The following is a 21,329-nucleotide window of genomic DNA, read 5'->3' as shown; positions in this document are numbered from 1 at the left end:
CTTAACTCTGTGGGGATTGGCGGTTCCTATAGAGCAAGTGCGGGGGCTTGGCTAGGGGGTTTGTGGAACCCCGTTTGCCCTGTGCGCAAGCCGGCCCGGCCGGCCCGCCACCGCTAGAGCGCCAGCCGCCCGCCCGCCCCCACGCAGGCAGCCCGCTCACCATATTCCCCCACGCGCTGCACGATGACGCCAGCGATCCGCTCCATCCCCGCCGAGGGGCGCCCAGGCTGGCGCAGCAGGGGATTGGGCAAGGCCGTGACCAGAAGGCTCGCCTGGCGCCAGCTCAGCCGGTCCGGCGCGATGCCAAAGGCCCGCTCGGCCCCGGCCACGGCGCCGAACTGGCCTTCCGGTCCCCATTCGGCGATGTTGAGATAGATCTCCATGATCCGCCGCTTGGGCAGCACCAGGTCGATATAGATCGCCAACGGCACCTCAAGCGCCTTGCGCAGCACGCTCTGCCCGTTCCACAGGAACAGATTGCGCGCCACCTGCATGGTGATGGTGGAGGCCCCTCGGGCGTCTTCACCGGCCATATAGCGCTCAACCTCGTCGCGCAGCGCGCCCAGGTCCACACCCCAATGGCGGCAGAACTGCCCATCTTCGGACAGCACAACGCCCGCCTTGAGACGATCAGAGATCGCGTCGATATCCCGCCACTGCCGATCCACCGGCCGTCCCGTGACATAGCGCTCGAGCATGGGCACAGAAATCGGATCGACAAACAGATAGAGCGGGGTCAGCAGCAGCGGAATCGCCACCAGCACGGCCAGGGCGATGCCCAGAGTGCGGAAGAGACGCCAGATGCCCTTGGGTTTTCGTCTTGCCATGCCATCCCTTAGCCGAGCGGGCCGGCCGATTCCAGCCTGTGCCGGCCCCGTATCTGTCCGCACGCTCTATCACCAATGGCCTCGCCATCTTGCCGCCCGCAAGGGGACAGGCTAGCAACGGGGCATGTATGATTTTGATGCCGAAATGGCCCATTGCGCCAATGACGTGGAACGCGCCCTGGGTGACCGCCTGAGCGCCGCGCGCCTGTCCGGACCCGGCCCGGCGCCGGAGCGGCTGGTGGACGCCATGCGCCATGGCAGCCTGGAAGGCGGCAAGCGCCTGCGCCCGCTACTGGTGCGTCAGGCGGCGGCCATCTTCAGCGTGCCGGCCGAGCGCACCCTGCCCGCCGGCCTCGCCGTCGAGATGATCCATTGCTATTCGCTCATCCACGATGACCTGCCGGCGATGGACAATGACGATCTGCGCCGCGGCCGCCCCACCGTGCACAAGGCCTATGACGACGCCACCGCCATTCTGGCCGGCGACGCTCTACTGACCCATGCCTTCGACCTGCTTGCCGACCCGGACTGCCATCCCGACGCCAGCGTGCGCATTGCCCTGGTGACCGAGCTGGCCCGCGGCTCTGGCGCCGGCGGCATGGTGGGCGGGCAGATGCGCGACATCGAGGGCGAGCAGGGGCAACTCTCGCCTGCCGAGATCGCCACCATGCAGGCCATGAAAACCGGCGCACTGATCCGCGCCAGCGTGCGCATGGGCGCCATATTGGGCGGCGCCGATGCGCGGGCGCTGGCCGTGCTCACCGCCTATGCCGAGGCGTCCGGGCGCGCCTTCCAGCTGGCCGACGATATTCTGGACGTGACGGCCACCGCCGAGGCCCTGGGCAAGGCCGCCGGCAAGGACGCGGCCCTGGGCAAGCAGACCCTGGTGGCAACGCTGGGGCTCGAGGGCGCGCGCAAGCATCTGGCCGATACGGTCAATGCCGCGCTGTCGGCGCTGCGCACCTTCGGCCCCAAGGCCGATGGCCTGCGCGCCACCGCCCGCTTTTTCGCCAGCCGGGAGCACTGAGCCATGGCCATTCTCGCCAGCGTCAATATCGGTGAACCCCAGCCCATTCCGGGCAAGACCGCCAAGACCGGCATCTACAAACAGCCCGTGGAAACCGATGTGCAGGTGACGCGCGAGGGCCTCGTGGGCGACGCCGTCCTCGACCGACGCCATCACGGCGGCCGCGACCAGGCCGTCTATGTCTATTTCGCCGATGACTATCAGTGGTGGTCCCAGGAGCTGGGCACCGAGCTCGCCCCCGGCACCTTTGGCGAGAACCTCACCATTGCCGGCGTCGAAGGCCATGCCGTGGCCCCCGGCGATCGGTTCCAGATCGGTCCGGTGACCCTGGAAGTCACCTCCCACCGCACCCCCTGCAACGTGCTGGCCGCGCGCATGGGCGACAAGGGCTTCGTCAAGCGCTTCCACCAGGCGGGCCGCCCCGGCGCCTATTGCCGCGTGATCGAGGACGGCAGCCTCCGGGCGGGCCAGCCCGTGCTCATCACGCTCTTTGAGGGCGATCGGGTCAGCGTGCGCGATCTGATGGCGCTGGAGCGCGATGCCGACCCCGCGGTGATGCGCCGGGCGCTCAAGGCGCCGATCCATCACAAGATGCGCAGCGAATACGAAGACAAACTTGCCCGCCTGTTCTGAAAGAAGCCGATGAGCCTTGCATCCGTAACGGCCGACCTCGCCACCCGCGCCCCCGATCTCACCGTCGAGGTCACCGAACTGTCCACGGCCACCGTGCAGCTGGCTGCCGAGGTTCATGGCGTGGCCCCCGGCCAGATCGCCAAGACATTGTGCATTCGCGTGCGCGACGAGGTCGTGCTGCTGGTGACCCGCGGCGATGCCCGGCTCGACAACCAGAAGGCCAAGGCGGCCTTTGGCGGACGGCCGCGCATGCTGGGCGCCGAAGAGGTCGAGCAATTGACCAGCCATCCCGTCGGCGGCGTCTGCCCCTTTGGCCTGCCGGCGCCACTGCCGATCTATCTCGACAGCTCCCTTCAGATCTATGATCTGGTCATTCCCGCCGGCGGCCACACCCATGCCTCGGTGCGCCTCAGCCTGTCGCGACTGGCGGCGCTGTGCGGCGACAACTGGGTCGACGCCTGCCTGCTACCGACTTGACTTTATTCACACCTTCGCAATAGCCACACAGTAGTGTGTGCGGCGATGGATCTGGCGCCAAGCCGGCATCGGGAAACAACAGTCTTGCTCGCCAAAGTCATCGACAGTCCCGCCCCCATCCAGGCAACGAACGAGGAGCGCTACGAGCGCCAGTTCGCCAAAGGCTTTTCAAGACTGCGGTTCGAGCCCGCGCTGGAAGCTGAGTACCGCAAGGCCCTGGCCGACGAACAACGCCCTGCCGCCATGGTCTGCGCAGCCGCCACACTGATCATCTGGTTCTGCTTTGTCGCCTTCGACTTTGTCCGGCTCGATGTGGCCCGCAACGGCATCCCGCGCCCTGACCTGTGGTTTCTGGTGAGCGGGCGCATTGCTTCGCTTGTTATCATCGCTGTCATCCTGCTCAGTCCGCTGCGCAAGCGCATGCCGCTGGGCACTGTGGCCGTGATCGTCTATTCCCTTGTGGCGACCGTGGCCGCAATCAACGCCATCATCTACAAGTCCCATGGCATCCCGTCGGCCGATGCGGCGCTGGTGGTCGCGGTGCTCGCGGCCTTCCTGCCGCTGGGCATGGTGTTTTCCTGGGCCCTGATCGCGTCGCTCTTGCCCATCGGCGCAGCCACAATTGCCGGCTTCCTGCTGCTCAACGACATCACCGGGCGCGGCCAGTTCGGCCTGATCTTTGTGCTGGTGCTGGCCGTGCCGGTGGGCAGTATCGGCGGCTATATGCGCGAGCTGGCCCATCGCCGCCAGTTCCTGCTCACCGGCATGCTGGCGCGCCAGGCCCAGTTTGATCCGCTGACCGACCTGGCCAACCGCCGCCTGTTCCAGCGCCACGCCACGGCCGCCCTGGCTCATGCAGCGCGCACCGACGAGCCTATCGTGCTGGCGGTGATCGACATCGATCATTTCAAGCTGTTCAACGACCAGCATGGCCATACAGCGGGCGATGTGGCGATCTGCGCCGTGGCCGATGCCATCCGCAATCTGGCGCGCCGTCCCATGGATATGGCCACCCGCCTGGGCGGCGAGGAATTTGCCCTGCTGCTCTATGGCACCGATATGGAGCGGGCCCGGCAGGTGCTGGAGGCGCTGCGCAGCCGCGTGCTCGAGGTCACCCCGCCCCGTCCGCAGGACAGGGGCGTGACCATCAGCATCGGCGTGACCGAGCCGCAGCCCGGCGAGGACCTGCTGGCCGTCTATCACCGGGCAGACCAGCTGCTTTATGCCAGCAAACGCAATGGCCGCGACCGCATCACCGAGGGCTGAGCCCCGCTATTGCGCCGCCGTCCGCGCGCCGTTGCCGAACTTTCTTTCGATATAGTCGGCCACCATCACCTTGAACTGATCGGCAACATCGGTGCCGCGCAGTGTCGCCACTTTCTGCCCGTCCACGAACACCGGCGCGGCCGGCGATTCCCCGGTGCCCGGCAGCGAAATGCCGATATTGGCATGCTTGGATTCGCCCGGACCGTTGACGATGCAGCCCATCACCGCCACCGACAGCGTCTCAACGCCAGGATAGCGCTCCTTCCACTCCGGCATCGAGCTCGACAGATGCGCCTCGATATCCTTGGCCAGCGTCTGAAAGGTCGTCGAGGTGGTGCGCCCGCAACCGGGGCAGGCCGCGACCACCGGCACGAACTGGCGGAAGCCCATGGTCTGCAGCAGCTCCTGCGCCACCTTGACCTCGGTAGTGCGATCGCCGCCCGGCTCGGGGGTCAATGAGATGCGAATGGTGTCGCCAATGCCCTGCTGCAGCAGAATGCCGAGCGCCGCCGAGGAGGCCACCACGCCCTTGGTGCCCATGCCGGCTTCGGTCAGACCCAGGTGCAGCGCATAATCGCAGCGCGCCGCCAGATCCTGATAGACCGCGATCAGATGCTGCACATCGCTGACCTTGGTGGAGAGGATAATCTTGTCGCGGCCCAGGCCGATCTCCTCGGCGCGCTGGGCGCTGAGCAGCGCCGACTGGATGATGGCCTCGCGCTGCACGGCGGCAGCGCCAAGCGGCGAACCGGCGGCGGCATTCTCGTCCATCAGCCGGGTCAGCAGCTCTTCATCGAGCGAGCCCCAGTTGACCCCGATGCGCACCGGCTTGTCATATTTCAGCGCCAGCTCGATCAGCGTCGAAAACTGCGTGTCGCGCTTGGCCTTGAAGCCCACATTGCCCGGATTGATTCGATATTTCGCCAGCGCCTCGGCACAGGCCGGATGGTCGGTGAGCAGCTTGTGGCCGATATAGTGGAAATCGCCCACCAGCGGCACGTCATAGCCCAGCACGGCCAGCCGGTCGCGGATGATCGGCACCGCGGCCGCGCTCTCGTCGCGATCCACCGTGATGCGCACGATCTCCGACCCGGCCCGGGCCAGCTGCATCACCTGCCGCACCGTCGCATCAATATCGGCGGTGTCGGTATTGGTCATGGACTGCACGACGATGGGGGCGCCGCCGCCCACCAACACGCCGCCCACATTGACCCCAACCGAATGCCTGCGTGCGAGCGGACCAGCCATGAAACACCTCTAATACCTGCCCGGAGAAATAAGCCTGTCGCTCTAGCAGCGCAATGCTTCTCGATTGTGTCGAACTGGCATCGCGCGCGCACTCGTGTAGCATCCGTCCAGCGGAGGAGGATTGTGATGAGTTTTGCCGCCTATATGGCCAATATCGAAAAGCAGACGGGTGTGACGCCGGACGAATTCGTGCGCCTGGCCATCGAGAAGGGCCTGACCGCGCCCGGCGCCAAGGCGACGCCGATCACCGACTGGCTCAAGGCCGACTATGGCCTGGGCCAGGGCCATGCCATGGCCATCGTCAAGCTGCTGCGTGATCGGGGCGTATTGGCATGAGGCGCACCTTGATCCTCCTGCTGTTCGCCCTGGCCAGCAGTGCTGCCCAGGCGGAAGCGCTCAAGGGCAATATCTATATCCACGATCCGTCCATCGCCGTGCTCGACAATGGCCTTGTCTCCTTTGCCACCGGCGTCGAAAGAGCCCCCGATGGCGGCACGCCCCGCACCAAGACCTCGCCCGACGGCATCACCTGGCAGGAGGCCGGCGCCCTGCCCGGCGGCATGCCAGCCTGGATCGTCCGTGAACTGGGCTTTACCCCGCGCAATATCTGGGCCCCCTCGGTGTTTGAGACGGGCGGCACGCACTACCTCTATTATTCCGCCTCGAGCTTCGGCCGCAACGACAGCGCCATCGGCCTGATGACCAATGCCGCGCTTGATCCGACGCAGCCCACCGCGGGCTGGGTGGACCAGGGCCTGGTTGTCCGCTCCCGCGCTGGCGACAGCTTCAACGCCATCGACCCCTTCCGCACCGATGTCGGGGACAAGGCCTATCTGAGCTTTGGCTCCTTCTGGGATGGCATCCGCCTGCTGGAGCTGGACCCGGCCAGCGGCAAGCCTCTCCCCGGCGCTGAACCCATGCCCATCGCCTCGCGCGGCGGCGGCGCCATCGAGGCGCCGGCCATCATCGCCCATGACGGGCGCTTCTACCTCTTTGTGTCCTTTGACAGCTGCTGCCGCGGTCGCAGTTCCACCTACCGCATCATGGTGGGCCGGGCGGACGCCATTGAGGGGCCCTATGTCGATGCCAGCGGTACACCCATGCTGGAAGGTGGCGGCACCGAACTGCTGGCCAGCACTGGAAGGACTATCGGCCCCGGCGGCCAGGAGGTCTTCGAGCGCGATGGCGCGCCCTGGCTGGCCTTCCACTATTATGACGGCGAAGACGGCGGCCGCCCCAAGCTGGGGCTGCTGCCCATCGGCTGGACCGCCGAGGGCTGGCCCACCCTGCCCGATCTGCCGTGATAGACGGGTCGGGGCCTTGAACGCGGTCCCGGCCCTTCCCATTTATTGGCTATGTTCAAGACACTCCTCCCCCGCATCATTCTGTTCCGCAAGGAAGTCGTGCTGCTTTGGCAGGCGTTCTTTGCCCCCGAGACCCCGTTCTACCTCAAGGCGGCGACGGCCCTTACCGCCTTCTATCTGGTGAACCCATTCGACATCATCCCCGACGTCATTCCGGTGCTCGGCTGGGTTGATGACATCATCCTGGTGCCGCTGATGGTCAGCTGGATCGTCTCGCGCCTGCCCATCAAGGCCCGCGCCGACCATCGCGATCGCAATGATCGCGGCCCCAATCGGGGCGGTCCCACCATCGACGGCCGCGCCCGCCGGCTCTAGCCGCGCGCCTGTGAAAAGAGGAAGGCCCGGATCGCTCCAGGCCTTCTTGTTGTTTATTCGAAGCGGATCAGCAGATCCTTGGCGTCGATCTGGTCGCCCGGCTTGACCAGCACTTCGGCGATCACCCCGTCGATCTCGGCATGGATGGCCGTTTCCATCTTCATCGCCTCGATCGAGCAGATCACATCGCCCGCCGTCACCTTCTGGCCAGCCTTGGCATTGAGGCCGGAAATGACGCCCGGCATGGGTGCGCCGACCTGCTTGGCATCGCCCAGCGCCGCCTTGGCGCGCACCTTGACTTCGCCGACCTTGAGGCGATCCGGCACCAGAATGGTGCGCGGCTGGCCATTGAGGTCGAAGAACACGCGCACCTCGCCCTTCTCGTTGGTCGGGGCGCGGCCGAGATACTGCAGGACCAGCGTCTTGCCCTTCTCGATATCGACCAGCAGTTCGTCGCCCTCGCTCAGCCCATAGAAATAGACCGGGGTCGGCAGCGCTTCGGTGGGGCCATAGCGGTCCTGGGTCTTTTCGAAATCCGAATAGACCTTGGGATACATCAGGTACGACGCGAGACGGAAATCATCGATGGGATGACCGACCTCTTCGGCGATCTTGGTGCGCTCGGCTTCCAGATCGACATCCTTGAGATAGGAGCCCGGCCGCTCGGTGAGCGGGGCCTTGCCCTTGAGGACTTTCTTCTGCAGTGCCTGGGGGAAGCCGCCCGGCGGCTGGCCCAGATCACCGGCGAAGAAGCCCACCACCGAATCGGGGAAGGCGATATCGCGATTGGGATCTTCGACATCGGCGCGCTTGAGCCCGGCCGAGACCATGGCCAGTGCCATGTCGCCCACCACCTTGGACGATGGCGTCACCTTGACGATATCGCCGAACATCTGATTGACGTCCGCATAGGTCTGGGCGACCTCGTGCCAGCGGGTTTCCAGACCCAGCGAGCGCGCCTGTTCCTTGAGATTGGTGAACTGGCCGCCCGGCATTTCATGCAGATAGACTTCCGAGGCGCCGCCCTTGAGATCGCTCTCAAAGGCCCGATACTGCGTGCGCACGGCTTCCCAATAGAACGAGATCTGCCGGATCGCCTTGGCATCAAGGCCCGGATCACGATCGCCATCGGCGAGGGCCGCGACCAGCGAGCCCAGCGTGGGCTGGCTCGTCGTGCCGCTCAGCGCATCCATGGCCGCATCGACCGCATCGACGCCCGCATCCACTGCCGCCAGCACAGTTGCCGCCGCCGCACCCGAGGTGTCGTGGGTATGCAGGTGAATCGGCAGGCCGATCTCCTGCTTGAGCGTGGCGATCAGCTTTTTGGCCGCAGCCGGCTTGAGCAGACCCGCCATGTCCTTGAGGCCCAGCACATGCACGCCCGCCGCTTCCAGCTCCTTGGCCAGACCGACGTAGTATTTCAGGTCATACTTGGCCCGGTCGGGGTCCAGCATGTCGCCGGTGTAGCAGATGACGCCTTCGGCCACCTTGCCCGCCTCGACAACCGCGTCGAGCGAGACGCGCATGTTCTCCACCCAGTTCAGGCAATCGAACACGCGGAAGATGTCGACGCCGCCCTTGGCCGCCTGGGCGACAAAGAACTTGACCACATTGTCGGGATAATTGGTGTAGCCCACGCCATTGCTGCCGCGCAGCAGCATCTGGGTGAGGATATTGGGCGCGCCTTCGCGCACCTTGGCCAGACGCTCCCAGGGGTCTTCGTTGAGGAAGCGCATGGAGACGTCGAAGGTCGCGCCGCCCCAGCATTCGAGGCTGAAGAGGTCCGGCAGGCCGCGGCTATAGGCCTGGGCAATGCGGGTGATGTCAAAGCTGCGCATGCGGGTGGCCAGCAGGCTCTGGTGCGCATCGCGCATGGTGGTGTCGGTGAACAGCACCCGCTTCTGGCTCTTCATCCAGTTGGCCAGCGCCACCGGACCGTCGCGATCCAGAATCTGCCGGCTGCCCTCGATGACCGACAGCGGCGGGAACTCGGGCACCATGGGCGCCGCAGCTTCCGCCGGCGGCTTGGGCCGATCGCGCACTTCGGGATGCCCGTTGACGGTGACGTCGGCGATGTAGCTCAAGAGCTTTGTCGCGCGGTCCTTGCGCGGCTTGAAGTTGAACAGCTCCGGCGTCGTGTCGATGAAGCGCGTGGTGTAGCGGTTCTCGACAAAATCGGGATGGGTGATGATGTTCTCAAGGAACGCCAGATTGGTCGAGACGCCGCGAATGCGGAACTCGCGCAGGGCGCGGTGCATGCGGGCGATCGCCTCTTCGGCGCTGGGCGCCCAGCAGGTGACCTTTTCCAAGAGCGGATCGTAAAAGCGCGTGATGACCGCGCCGGCATAGGCCGTGCCGCCATCAAGCCGAACGCCGAACCCGGTCGCGCCGCGATAGGCAGTGATGCGGCCATAATCGGGAATGAAATTGGCTTCCGGATCCTCGGTGGTCACGCGGCACTGGATGGCATTGCCGTTAAGGTGGATATCCTGCTGCAGCGGCACGCCGGATTCGGGCGTCCCGATGACGGCGCCATCGAGCAGATGGATCTGCGCCTTGACGATGTCGATGCCGGTCACCTCTTCGGTGACGGTATGCTCCACCTGGATGCGCGGGTTCACTTCGATGAAGTAGAACTTGTCGGTATCGGCATCCATCAGGAATTCGACCGTGCCGGCGCCGCGATAGCTGGCCGCATTACCCAGGCGCACCGCGGCGTCGGTGAGTTCCTTGCGCACGGCTTCGCTGAGATAGGGCGCAGGGGCGCGCTCGACCACCTTCTGGTTGCGCCGCTGCACCGAGCAGTCGCGCTCGAACAGATGCACCAGATTGCCATGATCGTCGCCGATCAGCTGCACTTCGACGTGCCGGGCACGCTCGACCAGCTTTTCGAGATACATCTCGTCCTTGCCGAACGCTGCCTTGGCCTCGCGCTTGCCTTCGCTGACTTCGCTCAACAGGCTCTTTTCGTCCATGATGCGGCGCATGCCGCGGCCGCCGCCGCCCCAGCTGGCCTTGAGCATGAGCGGATAGCCGATCTCGGCGGCAAGGCGCTTGATCTCGTCCGGGTCATCGGGCAGCGCCTCGGTGGCGGGCACCACCGGCACATTGGAGGCGATCGCCATATTGCGCGCGGCGACCTTGTTGCCCAGGTCGCGCATGGTCTGCGCCCGCGGGCCGATGAAGATGATGCCGGCTGCCTCGCAGGCGTCGACGAACTCCGGGCTCTCCGACAGCAGGCCATAGCCGGGGTGGATGGCGTCCGCGCCCGACAGGCGTGCAATGCGGATATATTCGTCGATCTGCAGATACGCCTCGACCGGGCCTTTGCCCTTGCCGATCAGATAGGCCTCATCGGCCTTGAAGCGGTGCAGTGCCAGCTTGTCTTCCTCGGCATAGGCCGCCACGGTCTTCAGACCCAGCTCATTGGCGGCGCGGAAGACGCGAATGGCGATTTCGCTGCGGTTGGCGACGAGGATTTTCTTGATGGGCATAAGTGTCCGTCCGAGCAAGAGGGGTTGAGGACCGTTGGGTCCGGCTCAGCAATCTACGAACGGTGCGGCCGGGTGCCCGGCTGCACCGCGGAATATAGCGCGTCTATGTCCGGCTGAGATGACCGGCCAGATGGCTCATGTCATAGCCAGCATCAGCCGCCTGCGCGATGATGGCGCTGGCGTCCATGGCCCCTGCCTGGCTGAGGGCCCACAGGGTAGTGGACCGCGTACCGCTGCGGCAGAAGCAGAAGACCGGACCGGCGCTCCCCTCGAGCACTTGTCTGGTCTGTTCGACCATGGCGGGGGACACCCCGTCACGACCCAGGGGAATGGCATGGTAGGCCATGCCATTGGCAATTGCGGCGGCTTCGATATCGGCACCAGCCGGCTGGTCGGGCGATTCCCCGTCCGGACGATTGTTGATGATGGCGACGAATCCGGCGGCTTTGAGGGCAGCGACGTCTTCAGGCCAAACCTGCCCTGAAACACTGACGTGATCGTTGATCCGCTTCAAATCCAAGTCACTACTCCCGATGCCACCAATCGGCTTCCCCGCTCCCCTTATATCCGTGCGCCGCATCGCGACGCAACCGGGTGCACGCACAAGCTGTCATCACCCTGTCATCGGCTGGTGGCGCCGGGGCTGATCAGGCGGCGTTGGCCACGCTTGTGGCCGACAGGGGCTGCGGGCGCCCCAGCAGATAGCCCTGAAAGGCGGTGCAGCCAGCCTGCTGCAGCAGGCGCAACTGCTCCTCGGTCTCGACGCCCTCGGCGATCACATCCACCGGCAGGGCCCGGGCAATCTCGCAGATGGCCGAGACAATGATCGCATTGATGCGGTTCTCAGCCAAATTGCTGACATAGCTGCGGTCGATCTTGATGATGTCGCAGGCAAAGCTGCGCAGATATTGCAGGCTCGCATGGCCGGCGCCGAAATCGTCGATGGCAATGCGCACGCCCAGGGCCCGCAGCGCATCGACCTGCGCCAGCTCGACCCCCCGCGCCTGCAGCGGCACGGTCTCGGTGATCTCGACAATGATCTGGGCGGGATCGGTGTTCATTTCCTCCAGCACCGCAGCAAAGCGCGGCGCGAAATCGGCATGGCGCAGCTGGGCCGGCGAGACGTTGACCGCCACTGGCGTGCGCAGGCGCGGCAGGTCGCGGCAGGCCCGGCGCAGCACCCATTCGCCCAGCTTGTCGATGAGATCGCTCTCCTCGGCGATGGCGATGAATTCCGATGGCGGGATCAGGCCGCGCACCCGGTGGCGCCAGCGCACCAGCGCCTCATGCGAGCGCACCGCCATGTCCCGGCCATAGACCGGCTGGTAGTGCAGCTCCAACTCGTCCATCAGCAGCGCCGCGCGCAGTTCGCGTTCGACAAAGCGCCGATGCCGCTCATCGCCCAGCATGTCGCGGTCAAAGGCCACGACCATGCGGCGGCCATTGCGCTTGCCCTTGTAGAGCGCCAGATCGGCCTTGGAGATCAGCTCGTCAGCCTCTGTGGCGTCCTGCGGCGACATGGCGATGCCGATGGTGGCCGAGAGCCGCACCGGGCGCCCGCCAATGCCCACAGGCCGATCCAGCCGGCGCAGCAATTCTTCGCCCAGCCGCTTGAGGGCCGGCTTGTTGTCATGCCCGAAGATGGCAATGCCGAATTCGTCGCCACCCAGCCGCCCAACCACAGCCTGTGGCATCAATTCGCGGATGGTGGCAGTCAGATGCACCAGCGCCGCATCGCCGGCCCCATGTCCGGCGGTGTCATTGAGCACCTTGAGATTGTCCATATCGAGCTGCAGATAGCCAACCGGGCGATAGGCGCCGTGATAGACCTCGTCGCGCAGGGCATCGAGGAAGAACGAGCGCGTGGAGACGCCCGTGAGCGCATCCCGATGCGCCGAGGCCAGCCGCGCCTGCTCGGCAGATTGCGCCTGGCGGAGACGGCCCCGCAGCACGTAATAGCTGAAAACCTGGGTGACCATCAGCAGCACGACCAGGCCGGCAACCGAGAGCTGGATCATCAGCTGCGTATTGAGCCCATGGGTCTCACCGAAGACGATCCAGGCCATCAGCCCGATCAGGACGGCCGAGCCCACGACCACGGTGCAAGTCAGGTAGCCGTCCAGGATACGAGAAGGCGCAATACTATGGCGCATGGTGGCCTATCCTTCAGATCCGATACGCAGGATCGCAGACACAATGCCGCACCGACCGTAAAAAATGCGTGAATGCAAAATGAATACTGTGTATTTCCAGTAGTTTAACAGAAATTTACGAACGCGCGACAGTCAATCTATCCAGCCTATGTGACAACGGGCCGACACCGCGGGACCAAACGCAATCGTGGTGAACCGCGCCTTAAGGCGTGCCGGCCCCCACCCAGGCGCCCCAGATATCCTGCCGCTCGGCAACAAAGCGGTCCGCCACGCTTTCCACGCTCGCCCCGCCCTCGCTGAGCTGCGCCAGCAGCGTGCTCATCTCCTGCAGCGGCAGGCTGGAGCGGCGGAAATAGCCCGCAACCACCGGCACATCGGTGGCCAGCCACTCGCTGATCGCCACCACCACAGTTTCCGGCGCAAAGGCACTCGGCTTGGGATCGGCGCAGCTGACCTGGGCCAGGCACTTGGCGGCACCGGCGTCATAGGCGCCCATGTCGAGCGCGGTGAAGCTGAGCTGGGCCAGGATGGCATTGGGCTGCCAATAGTAGAAAACAACCGGCTCCTTGCTGCTGACCGCCTGGGCAATCAGCGTATCCATCTCGAGCCGATTGGCCGGCTCGACCACATCGACTTGTCCTGTCAGCCCATAGGCCTTGACCAGATTGCGGTTGATCACCGCACAGGCCCAATCGGGCGGGCAGGAAATCAGCCGCACGCGACCGGTGCCGGCCAGCGCAGGCAGCACCGCGGCCAACTCGCTGGCCGCCTTGAGCTGGGGCTGCGCCTGCGCCAGATAGTCGGGGATGAACCAGCCCTCGAGCTGGGCCTGGGCATAGGTGGTGGCGGCGGCACGCAGGGTCTGCGCATTAACGCCGGCATTCCACAGTTCGGCAATGCGATTGGGCCACATCTCGGGCGCCACCGCCGGCTCGCCCGTCGCGCTCATCGTCGACCCAATGGCCGCCAGATCGGCCTGCATCACCCAGACGGTGCAGCCAAAGGCCTTGGCCAGCAGACGCGCGTGGATTTCGGCGAGGATCTGCGCCGAAGGCCAGCCGACGCGGGCAATCGAGATGGTGCGCGTGCCGCACAGCGGCGCCGGTTGCGCCACGGCTTCCGGACTGGGGGCCGCGCCGCCATCCTGGGCGTGATCGAGCACGGTGAACTGCGCCCAGGCCGGCGAGACCAACAGGCCGACAACCGCCAGCATCAAAGCGCCAATCAGACGATTCATCACGACCCGGCCGTTGCAGAAGACTTTGGCCAACTTGCAGAAAACGCGCCTGTTAAGCAACAGCGCGCTTGGCCGCAAACCCAGATCAATACCCGGTGACTCCCTCCCCTCAAATGTGCAACAGTTGCTGCAGCGGGGCGCGGGTTGCGCCCCCTTTATCGCGTTGACCCGCCCGGCAAGACGCGCCCGTTCAAGGGCCGCTCCACGGATCAACCCATCAGAGGGACGTACATGCTCAATCTCAAGACAACGCTGGCCCTGGCCGTAGCTGCCTCGGCTCTGGTCGCCGCCGCACCGGCCATGGCGCAGGATACCGGCGCCACCATCGGCTTCATCGGCGGCTTCACCGGCCCCATTGAATCGCTGACTCCGCCGATCTTTGCCGGCGCTGAGCTGGTTGTTAAGCAGGTCAACGAACAGGGCGGCATCCTGGGCGGCGAGCTCAAGCTGATCTCCGCTGACGGCGCCTGCGACGCGACGGCCGCTGCTGCCGCTGCCGACAAGCTGATCAACACCGACAATGTCACCGGCGTCGTGGGTGCCCTGTGCACCGGCGAAACCATCGGCGCCTTCAATGGCTCGGGCCTGTCGGGCAATGTGGTGTTCATCTCCCCGGCCTCCTCGGCCCCGGCCCTGACCACCCTGGAAGACAACGACCTGGTGTACCGCACCACCCCGTCGGACGCGCTCCAGGGCGTCAAGATGGCTGACCTGCTGCTCGCCAAGGGCGTCAAGGACATCGCCATCACCTATGTGAACAACGACTACGGCAAAGGCTTCGCCGAAGCCCTGACCGCAGCCTACACCGCCGGCGGCGGCACGGTTGCAGCCAGCGTCGCCCATGAAGAAGGCAAGGCCGACTACCGCGCCGAGCTGGGCAATCTGGTCGCCAGCCAGAACCTGGTGATCCTGGCCTATGCCAATGCCTCGGGTAACACCATCCTGCGCCAGGCCGTCGAGTCCGGCAATTTCACCACCTATGTCGGCGGTGACGGCATGGTCGGCGACGACCTGCTCAGCGGCATCGACGCTGCAGCCGTGGAAGGCCTGATCGCCACCCGCGCCGGTGCTCCTTCGGGCGGCGCCGTGGACATCTACAACGCCTTCACCAGCGACGGCTTTGTGGCCAACGCCACCTATGCCCCCCAGGCCTATGACGCAGCGTTCCTGCTGGCCCTGGCCATCGAGAAGAATGGCTCGGCCTCGCGTGACGGCCTCTCGGCTGCCCTGCGCGATGTGTCCTCGGCGCCCGGCGAGAAGATCCTGCCCGGCGAATGGACCAAGGCTGTCGAGCTGATCAAGGCCGGCACCGACATCGACTATGAAGGTGCCGGTGGCGCCCTCGACTTCGACGCAGCCGGCGACGTGGATGGCATCATCGTCGAGCTGGCCGTCGAAGGCGGCAAGTTCGTCGAAAAGGGCCTGATCAAGTAGGCTCCATCCGGCGCAAGCCGACAAAACCCTCCGGTGGAGGGTTTTGAGGAGACGACGCCCGGAGCGCTGCGCGCGCAGGGCCCGGCCGTCGATCCGCACAATCTATTCAGGCCCGGGAGAAATCCCGGGCCTTTTGCTTGGAGCCAAGATGCCCGATCCCGAGACGCTGAAATTTTACGCCGACAATGCCGAAGCCTATGCGCAGCATGCCGAGCGCCCATCGGCGCAGCTGGCCGGCTTTCTGGCGCAGCTCCCGCCGGGCGGCGCCGTGCTGGAACTGGGCACGGGCAATGGCCGCGATGCCGCCGCCATGCGAACCGCCGGCTTTGCCGTGACGCCCTCCGACGCCTCCCCCGAACTGGCGGCCGAAGCCGAAAAGCGCCTGGGCATGCCGGTGCGCATCATGGCCTTCCACGAACTGGCCGATGAGAGCGCCTATGACGGCGTCTGGGCCTGCGCCTGCCTGCTGCACGCGCCGCGCCATGAGCTGACCGACGCGCTGGCACGCATCTTTGCCGCGCTGCGCCCCGGCGGCCGATTGATGGCGAGCTTTAAGGCCGGCGACGCCGAAGGCCGCGACCAGTTTGGCCGCTACTACAATTATCTGAGTGCCGATCAGCTACACGATCACCTCCGCGCTTCCGGGCCCTGGGCCAGCCTGGACATCACCGCGGCCGATGGATCGGGCTACGACGGCAAGCCGACGCGCTGGCTCTGGGCAGAGGCGTGCAAAGCCGCTGCGCGGTGACGGGGCGGGCGCTGTCGCGCAACCGCGCCGCCGCTCCGTTCCGCACGAAACAGCGCCCATCGTCCGCCCGTGTCAAAACCACTGCGCCCCGCCACAAGGACACGCAGCAATGGCACAAGACGACCGCCACCCCTGCCTCGCAGAGATTGACATTGATGGCCTCTATTGCGGCAAGCCTGGACAGTTCTTGCAATGGCGCGGCATCATCGCCGATATCGTCGGCGCGCCGCTGGAGTATGTGTCGCGCCGCCACCCCTTCGAGGGCCCGGCGGACGTCCCCAACCCGCCACTGACGCTTGAGTTTTGGGAGCCACGGATCACCGATCAGGCCTGGGGCCGGGATCTGCCCGCCGGGATCCGCGCCGGGCGCTGGGACGCCACGCCCGAGGAACCCCTGCTGATTGTCCTTTTGGCCAGTGTCCCCGGCGCCATGTTCCACGCCCGCCACGCCGGCGCCATCGCGCAACGCCTCGATGACATCGACGAACTGGTGCATGTCCTCGGGGACGGCTGGGTCACCAGCCTGCACGAACACGCCCGCCGCTGCTTTGCCGAACAGGCCATCACTGGCAAGGACATCGCCATGTCCGGCGGCTACGAACCCGGCGGCTGGTGGACACCCCGGCTCGACGACTAGTGGTTTGTAATGGGGGACGGACGGTGACGAGCCGGACCATCCCTCCGCCAGTGCAGAGCCCTCGGGTCAAGCCCGAGGGTGACGACGGTGGCGGGGCAGGAGAGTGGCAGCGTGCAGGAGTGGCCGCCATTCCTCTCCCCGCGTCATCTCAGCCAACAGCCGTTTGGCCTAGCGCGGCGCCCGTCGCCGCACCCTGCCCGCTACGCGTCCTGGCGGACGCGTTCGGGGATCAGACCCTTGGGGGCGTAGCGCAGGGCGATGGTGATGACGAGGCCGAGCACGAAGACGCGCATCTGGGCCGAGCGCGATTCGATGTCGGGGATTTCGGACCAGCCAACCGTGGTGGACCAATAGCTGATCGTCTCAAAGATCGCCTTGGCCACCGGCTCGCTGACCACCCAGACCAGCCAGATCAGCACCGCGCCGAAGACCGCACCCCAATTGTTGCCGGCGCCGCCGACAATGATCATCACCCAGATCAGGAAGGTGTGGTTGATCGGCTGGTAGCTACTGGGATCAAAGATCTGCGTGAAGCTGACCAGCATGGCGCCGCCAATGCCCATCAGCACCGAGCCGAAGATGAAGATCTCGAGCTGGCGCGATTTGACGTCCTTGCCCATGGAAGCGGCGGCAATGTGATTGTCGCGGATGGCGCGCATCATGCGGCCCCAGGGGCCGGAATAGGCGCGGCTGACCAGCCACATGGCCAGGCCCAGCACGACAATGGCCAGCGCCAGATAGCCGCCACGGGCCAAGAGCAGCGCGGTCACCTGATCGGCGCCGCCAGCCTGATAATCCTGCGGCAGCGGCGTCGGCCATGGAATGGGCGAGACGGTCAGCGTGCCACGGGTCAGCCAATCCATGTTCTTGATCAGCGCGCGGATGATTTCGGAAATGCCGATGGTGGCAATGGCGAGGTAATCGGTGCGCAGGCCCAGGGCGATCTTGCCCACGATATAGGCGACGCCAGCGGCCAGAATGCCGCCGAAGATCCAGCCGAACACCGCATTGAGCCCCAGCCCGCCGACAAAGCCGGCATTGGCCTCGATATAGGCCGCCGCCGGATCGATCTGGCTGCGATAGACGCAATAGCCCACAAACCAGGCCAGCACCACCAGCGTCGCCTTCCAGCGCCCGGTGATGCCAATGCGATCACTGCGCCGCGCCGCCAGCACCAGCAGCACGCCCAGCGCAAAGGCCAGGAGCGCCCGGCCGAGCAGCATGGGGCCATCGCCGCCCCAGAATTCGGCATTGACCGGATAGGACATGAAGGTGACGGCAAAGCCGCCCAGCATCAGAAAGCCCATGATGCCGAAGTTGAACAGCCCGCCATAGCCCCACTGGATATTGAGCCCCAGGGCGATCAGCGCATAGGCGGCCGCTTCCACGAGGCGGCTCGAGGTAAAGGGCAGGCCCATCAACCAGCCGACCACCAGGATCAGCACGAAGAGACCCGCAAAAAGGCTGAGCGAGCGCCGGATCATGACGAGGCTCCCTTGAAGATTCCCGTGGGTCGCACCAGCAACACCACCACCAGGATCACGAATGCCACGGTGAGCTTATATTCGGTGGGCACCAGCGCCAGCGTCGCCGGCAGCTGCGCCCATTCGGGCAGCACGGCATTGAGCGGGCGCAGCACCATGGTCCAGTTGAACACGGCCAGCGATTCGGCAAAGCCGATCAGCAGGCCCCCGGCGATGGCGCCATAGGCCTGGCCCAGCCCGCCCACGATGGCGGCGGCAAAGATCGGGATGATGATGTTGAAGGCGAGGTCCGGCTTGAGCGTCACGTCGAGCGCCAGCATGGTGCCGGCCATGCAGGCCAGCGCGCCGGCGACGACCCAGGTGACCCGGACCACCAGCGCGGTATTGATGCCCGAGACCTGGGCCAGATCGGCATTGTCGGCCATGGCGCGCATGGCCTTGCCCAGGCGCGAGCGCGTCAGGAACAGATGCAGCGCCAGCACGGAGATCACCGTGACCACGATCATCAGCAGCTGCGGCTCGGTGATGACCAGCGGCCGGGTGGACCCGAGGAAGCTGGTGTCGATGCGGAACACGTCCTTGGTTTCGGTCTCAAAGAACGAATAGCTGCCGGCCCCGAAGAACAGGCGGATCAGGCCCTGCACCATCAGCGTCACGCCGATCGAGGCAATGAGCAGGATCACCGGCTTGGCGCCGCGCTTGCGCAGCGGGGCATAAAAGCCCTTGTCGATGCCCAAGGCAAAAATGGCCGACATCACCATGGCCAGCGGCAGCACGACAAAGCCGGTGGGAATGGGCGTGACAATGCCCCAGCTGGCAAACAGCGCCGCCAGCATGAAGGCAAAAAAGGCGCCCGAGGTCATCAGCTCCGAATGGGCGAAATGGGCAAAGCGCAGGATGCCGAAGATCAGCGTGATGCCGACCGCGCCCAGGGCATAGATGCAGCCCAGCACGGCGCCGGCGATCACGACCTGGTTGATGAAGAAGACGAGTTCGGTCACGGCTTAGCCCCCGAGGAAACTTTTGGCGACTTCGGGATCGGCAATGAGCTCGGCGCCCGTGCCGGTGAAGCGGTTCTGCCCGCCAGCCAGCACAAAGCCCTTGGAGGCAAAGGCCAGCGCCTGGCGCGCATTCTGTTCGACCATCAGGATGCCAACGCCCTCGGCATTGACCCGCACGATGGTCTCAAAGATCTCGATGACATAGCGCGGCGACAGGCCCGCCGAGGGCTCATCGAGCATCAGCAACTTGGGCTTGCTCATCAGGGCGCGGCCCATGGCCACCATCTGACGCTGGCCGCCCGAGAGCTCGCCCGCCGGCTGCCGGCGCTTTTCCGCCAGCACGGGGAACATCTCGTAAACCCAGGCCATGGTCTCGGCAAAGCTGTCCTTGCGGGTGAAGGCCCCCATCTCAAGGTTCTCTTCCACGCTCATGGAGGTGAAGACGTTCTTTTCCTGCGGCACAAAGCTCAGCCCCTTGGGCACGAGCTTGTCGGGCAGGGAATTGGCGACATTTTCGCCAAGGAAATCAATGGTACCGGCGGTGACCTTGAGCAGGCCGAAAATGGCCTTGAGCGTGGTCGACTTGCCCGCGCCATTGGGGCCGACGATGACGCCGATGTCGGATTGCTCGATGGCCATGTTGACGCCATTGAGGATCGGCGCGCCGCCATAGCCGCCCACGACATGCTTGAGTTCGATAAGTGGCATCTACGCGACCTCCACCGGTGTGCCGAAATAGGCTTCGACAATCGCCGGATTGGCGCGGATTTCGCTCATCGGGCCTTCGGCGATCTTTTCGCCCTGGGCCATGACGATGACCGGGTCGCACAGGCGACCGATCAGATCCATGTCATGCTCGATGACAAAGAAGGTGTAGCCCAGTTCGGTGTTCATGCGTTCGATATTGGCCGCCAAATCATTGAGCAGGGTCTTGTTGACGCCGGCTGCCACTTCGTCGAGCAGCACCACCTTGGCGTCCACCATCATGGTGCGGCCAAGCTCGAGCAGCTTTTTCTGCCCGCCGCTGAGATTGCCGGCCAGCTCATTGCGCACATGGCCCAGCTTGAGGAAATCGATGACGTCGAGCGCCTTCTTGCGCACCTCGGTCTCGCGCGAGCGGCTGAGGCCGGGGCGGAACCAGGCATTGCCCAGCGATTCGCCGGGCTGGTCGCCGGGGACCATCATCAGGTTCTCCAATGCCGTCATATTGGAGAATTCATGCGCGATCTGAAAGGTGCGCAGCATGCCGGTGCGGAACAGCTCATGGGGCGCCAGGCCCGTCACGTCGCGCCCGTCAAAGATGATCGCGCCCTCGTCGGGCACGATATTGCCGGCCACGATGTTGAACAGCGTGGACTTGCCGGCGCCGTTCGGGCCGATCAGCCCGGTGACCGAGCCACGCCGGACCGAGAGGGAGCAGTTGTTGACAGCGGTCAGACCGCCAAAGCGTTTGCTGACGTTGCGAACGTCAATAACCAGGTCGGAGGACACCAATAAAGCCTGTTTCCTGAGCCAAGGGTGCCCGGTTTAGTCCGGGCGATTTTGCGGCATCTGCTCATATGGCGGGCACATGGTCAACCATGTGCTGATTGGAGGCGTTCTGCGCCCCCTAGAGATAGGCCAGCACGGCATTGGCCGTGGCCTCATTGTTGGCGCACATCACGTCGTAAAGCGTGGCGAGCCGGGTCAGCGCCTTGACGTCGACATCATGCGGCTGGGCCGACAGCGGATCGATGAAGAAGATCAAGACGTCCAGCCGCCCCTCGGCGATCATGGCGCCCAATTGCTGGTCGCCGCCCAATGGTCCGCTCTTGAGCAGGGTGACCGGCAGGCCCGTCGCCGCGATCACCCGGCTGCCCGTGGTGCCCGTGCCCCACAGCTCATGCTCGGACAGCTTGTGCCTGTGCCGTTCGGCCCAGGCGCACAATTCGTCCTTCTTGTCGTCGTGTGCCACCAGCCCGATACGCGCCATGCCGATCTCCAT

Annotated in this window: 21 protein-coding genes; 10 read left to right on the top strand and 11 right to left on the bottom strand. The window is 65.3% G+C overall.

Annotated features, from left to right (window positions below; translation table 11 throughout):
- Positions 1-113 precede the first annotated feature (113 nt).
- On the bottom strand, positions 114-827 hold the full coding sequence (locus E8M79_RS04550; protein WP_137150723.1) for a transglycosylase domain-containing protein: 714 nt from the start codon (positions 825-827) through the stop codon (positions 114-116).
- Between the two features lie 124 nt (positions 828-951).
- Here E8M79_RS04550 and E8M79_RS04545 point away from each other — a divergent pair, with 124 nt between their 5' ends.
- From E8M79_RS04545 to E8M79_RS04530, 4 genes are all read left to right on the top strand, one after another.
- Complete coding sequence (locus E8M79_RS04545) at positions 952-1,854, top strand: polyprenyl synthetase family protein (protein ID WP_137150722.1); 903 nt, start codon at positions 952-954, stop codon at positions 1,852-1,854.
- 3 nt (positions 1,855-1,857) lie between these two features.
- The gene (locus tag E8M79_RS04540) at positions 1,858-2,487 is read left to right on the top strand and encodes an MOSC domain-containing protein (protein WP_137150721.1); all 630 of its coding nucleotides are present in this window, start codon (positions 1,858-1,860) and stop codon (positions 2,485-2,487) included.
- A 9-nt stretch (positions 2,488-2,496) separates the two neighbouring features.
- Positions 2,497-2,964, top strand: coding sequence for a YbaK/EbsC family protein (locus tag E8M79_RS04535; RefSeq protein WP_137150720.1), 468 nt, complete (start codon positions 2,497-2,499; stop codon positions 2,962-2,964).
- Between the two features lie 84 nt (positions 2,965-3,048).
- Complete coding sequence (locus E8M79_RS04530; protein ID WP_171015703.1) at positions 3,049-4,230, top strand: GGDEF domain-containing protein; 1,182 nt, start codon at positions 3,049-3,051, stop codon at positions 4,228-4,230.
- 6 nt (positions 4,231-4,236) lie between these two features.
- On the opposite strand, the gene ispG is transcribed toward E8M79_RS04530, so the two are convergent.
- Positions 4,237-5,478 carry a flavodoxin-dependent (E)-4-hydroxy-3-methylbut-2-enyl-diphosphate synthase gene (ispG, locus tag E8M79_RS04525; RefSeq protein ID WP_137150718.1) on the bottom strand — a complete coding sequence of 414 codons (1,242 nt, stop codon included), beginning with the start codon at positions 5,476-5,478 and terminating at the stop codon, positions 4,237-4,239.
- 126 nt (positions 5,479-5,604) lie between these two features.
- Between ispG and E8M79_RS04520 the strand changes: the two genes are divergently transcribed.
- The 3 genes from E8M79_RS04520 to E8M79_RS04510 are packed head-to-tail and all read left to right on the top strand — an operon-like array spanning position 5,605 to position 7,157.
- Positions 5,605-5,814 (top strand): DUF4287 domain-containing protein, encoded by a 210-nt coding sequence (locus tag E8M79_RS04520; RefSeq protein WP_137150717.1) that lies wholly within the window; start codon positions 5,605-5,607, stop codon positions 5,812-5,814.
- The gene (locus E8M79_RS04515) at positions 5,811-6,782 is read left to right on the top strand and encodes an arabinan endo-1,5-alpha-L-arabinosidase (RefSeq protein WP_137150716.1); all 972 of its coding nucleotides are present in this window, start codon (positions 5,811-5,813) and stop codon (positions 6,780-6,782) included. The genes E8M79_RS04520 and E8M79_RS04515 overlap by 4 nt, the downstream gene beginning before the upstream one ends.
- 51 nt (positions 6,783-6,833) lie before the next feature.
- Complete coding sequence (locus E8M79_RS04510; RefSeq protein ID WP_137150715.1) at positions 6,834-7,157, top strand: YkvA family protein; 324 nt, start codon at positions 6,834-6,836, stop codon at positions 7,155-7,157.
- A gap of 53 nt (positions 7,158-7,210) precedes the next feature.
- Here the strand turns inward: E8M79_RS04510 and pyc are convergent, their stop codons facing one another.
- The 4 genes from pyc to E8M79_RS04490 all read right to left on the bottom strand — a co-directional run bounded on the left by pyc (position 7,211) and on the right by E8M79_RS04490 (position 14,041).
- Positions 7,211-10,651 (bottom strand): pyruvate carboxylase, encoded by a 3,441-nt coding sequence (pyc, locus tag E8M79_RS04505; RefSeq protein WP_137150714.1) that lies wholly within the window; start codon positions 10,649-10,651, stop codon positions 7,211-7,213.
- 103 nt (positions 10,652-10,754) lie between these two features.
- Positions 10,755-11,171 carry a TIGR01244 family sulfur transferase gene (locus E8M79_RS04500; protein ID WP_205747864.1) on the bottom strand — a complete coding sequence of 139 codons (417 nt, stop codon included), beginning with the start codon at positions 11,169-11,171 and terminating at the stop codon, positions 10,755-10,757.
- Positions 11,172-11,298: 127 nt separating this feature from the next.
- Entirely contained in the window at positions 11,299-12,804 is a 1,506-nt protein-coding gene (locus E8M79_RS04495) for a GGDEF domain-containing phosphodiesterase (RefSeq protein ID WP_137150712.1), read from the bottom strand.
- A gap of 202 nt (positions 12,805-13,006) precedes the next feature.
- Complete coding sequence (locus E8M79_RS04490) at positions 13,007-14,041, bottom strand: glycine betaine ABC transporter substrate-binding protein (RefSeq protein WP_137150711.1); 1,035 nt, start codon at positions 14,039-14,041, stop codon at positions 13,007-13,009.
- A 231-nt stretch (positions 14,042-14,272) separates the two neighbouring features.
- Between E8M79_RS04490 and E8M79_RS04485 the strand changes: the two genes are divergently transcribed.
- The 3 genes from E8M79_RS04485 (at position 14,273) to E8M79_RS04475 (ending at position 16,860) form a co-directional block, all read left to right on the top strand.
- Entirely contained in the window at positions 14,273-15,475 is a 1,203-nt protein-coding gene (locus E8M79_RS04485; RefSeq protein ID WP_137150710.1) for an ABC transporter substrate-binding protein, read from the top strand.
- A 148-nt stretch (positions 15,476-15,623) separates the two neighbouring features.
- Positions 15,624-16,223: a class I SAM-dependent methyltransferase gene (locus E8M79_RS04480; protein ID WP_137150709.1), complete on the top strand. Its 600-nt coding sequence runs from the start codon at positions 15,624-15,626 to the stop codon at positions 16,221-16,223.
- A 109-nt stretch (positions 16,224-16,332) separates the two neighbouring features.
- Positions 16,333-16,860: a hypothetical protein gene (locus tag E8M79_RS04475; RefSeq protein WP_137150708.1), complete on the top strand. Its 528-nt coding sequence runs from the start codon at positions 16,333-16,335 to the stop codon at positions 16,858-16,860.
- 200 nt (positions 16,861-17,060) lie between these two features.
- Here the strand turns inward: E8M79_RS04475 and E8M79_RS04470 are convergent, their stop codons facing one another.
- From E8M79_RS04470 to E8M79_RS04450, 5 genes are all read right to left on the bottom strand, one after another.
- On the bottom strand, positions 17,061-18,344 hold the full coding sequence (locus tag E8M79_RS04470; RefSeq protein WP_137150707.1) for a branched-chain amino acid ABC transporter permease: 1,284 nt from the start codon (positions 18,342-18,344) through the stop codon (positions 17,061-17,063).
- Complete coding sequence (locus E8M79_RS04465) at positions 18,341-19,345, bottom strand: branched-chain amino acid ABC transporter permease (protein ID WP_137150706.1); 1,005 nt, start codon at positions 19,343-19,345, stop codon at positions 18,341-18,343. The genes E8M79_RS04470 and E8M79_RS04465 overlap by 4 nt, the downstream gene beginning before the upstream one ends.
- Positions 19,346-19,348: 3 nt before the next feature.
- Positions 19,349-20,053, bottom strand: a complete 705-nt coding sequence (locus E8M79_RS04460; RefSeq protein ID WP_137150705.1) for an ABC transporter ATP-binding protein — start codon at positions 20,051-20,053, stop codon at positions 19,349-19,351.
- Entirely contained in the window at positions 20,054-20,836 is a 783-nt protein-coding gene (locus tag E8M79_RS04455) for an ABC transporter ATP-binding protein (RefSeq protein WP_137150878.1), read from the bottom strand. It abuts the gene before it with no gap.
- A gap of 118 nt (positions 20,837-20,954) precedes the next feature.
- Positions 20,955-21,329 (bottom strand): methylglyoxal synthase, encoded by a 375-nt coding sequence (locus E8M79_RS04450; protein WP_205747863.1) that lies wholly within the window; start codon positions 21,327-21,329, stop codon positions 20,955-20,957.

The sequence above is a fragment of the Devosia sp. FKR38 genome, assembly GCF_005222805.1.
Classification (GTDB): domain Bacteria; phylum Pseudomonadota; class Alphaproteobacteria; order Rhizobiales; family Devosiaceae; genus Devosia.
Note: the sequence above shows the minus strand (reverse complement) of the source record. Positions and strands in the feature narration are given on the sequence as shown.

What these genes read in the sequence shown, in the direction of transcription:
- E8M79_RS04550 (WP_137150723.1), bottom strand. Translation starts at nt 827, where the DNA reads ATGGCAAGACGAAAACCCAAGGGCATCTGGCGTCTCTTCCGCACTCTG.
- E8M79_RS04545 (WP_137150722.1), top strand. Translation starts at nt 952, where the DNA reads ATGTATGATTTTGATGCCGAAATGGCCCATTGCGCCAATGACGTGGAA.
- E8M79_RS04540 (WP_137150721.1), top strand. Translation starts at nt 1,858, where the DNA reads ATGGCCATTCTCGCCAGCGTCAATATCGGTGAACCCCAGCCCATTCCG.
- E8M79_RS04535 (WP_137150720.1), top strand. Translation starts at nt 2,497, where the DNA reads ATGAGCCTTGCATCCGTAACGGCCGACCTCGCCACCCGCGCCCCCGAT.
- ispG (WP_137150718.1), bottom strand. Translation starts at nt 5,478, where the DNA reads ATGGCTGGTCCGCTCGCACGCAGGCATTCGGTTGGGGTCAATGTGGGC.
- E8M79_RS04520 (WP_137150717.1), top strand. Translation starts at nt 5,605, where the DNA reads ATGAGTTTTGCCGCCTATATGGCCAATATCGAAAAGCAGACGGGTGTG.
- E8M79_RS04515 (WP_137150716.1), top strand. Translation starts at nt 5,811, where the DNA reads ATGAGGCGCACCTTGATCCTCCTGCTGTTCGCCCTGGCCAGCAGTGCT.
- E8M79_RS04510 (WP_137150715.1), top strand. Translation starts at nt 6,834, where the DNA reads ATGTTCAAGACACTCCTCCCCCGCATCATTCTGTTCCGCAAGGAAGTC.
- pyc (WP_137150714.1), bottom strand. Translation starts at nt 10,651, where the DNA reads ATGCCCATCAAGAAAATCCTCGTCGCCAACCGCAGCGAAATCGCCATT.
- E8M79_RS04495 (WP_137150712.1), bottom strand. Translation starts at nt 12,804, where the DNA reads ATGCGCCATAGTATTGCGCCTTCTCGTATCCTGGACGGCTACCTGACT.
- E8M79_RS04490 (WP_137150711.1), bottom strand. Translation starts at nt 14,041, where the DNA reads ATGAATCGTCTGATTGGCGCTTTGATGCTGGCGGTTGTCGGCCTGTTG.
- E8M79_RS04485 (WP_137150710.1), top strand. Translation starts at nt 14,273, where the DNA reads ATGCTCAATCTCAAGACAACGCTGGCCCTGGCCGTAGCTGCCTCGGCT.
- E8M79_RS04480 (WP_137150709.1), top strand. Translation starts at nt 15,624, where the DNA reads ATGCCCGATCCCGAGACGCTGAAATTTTACGCCGACAATGCCGAAGCC.
- E8M79_RS04475 (WP_137150708.1), top strand. Translation starts at nt 16,333, where the DNA reads ATGGCACAAGACGACCGCCACCCCTGCCTCGCAGAGATTGACATTGAT.
- E8M79_RS04470 (WP_137150707.1), bottom strand. Translation starts at nt 18,344, where the DNA reads ATGATCCGGCGCTCGCTCAGCCTTTTTGCGGGTCTCTTCGTGCTGATC.
- E8M79_RS04460 (WP_137150705.1), bottom strand. Translation starts at nt 20,053, where the DNA reads ATGCCACTTATCGAACTCAAGCATGTCGTGGGCGGCTATGGCGGCGCG.
- E8M79_RS04450 (WP_205747863.1), bottom strand. Translation starts at nt 21,329, where the DNA reads ATGGAGATCGGCATGGCGCGTATCGGGCTGGTGGCACACGACGACAAG.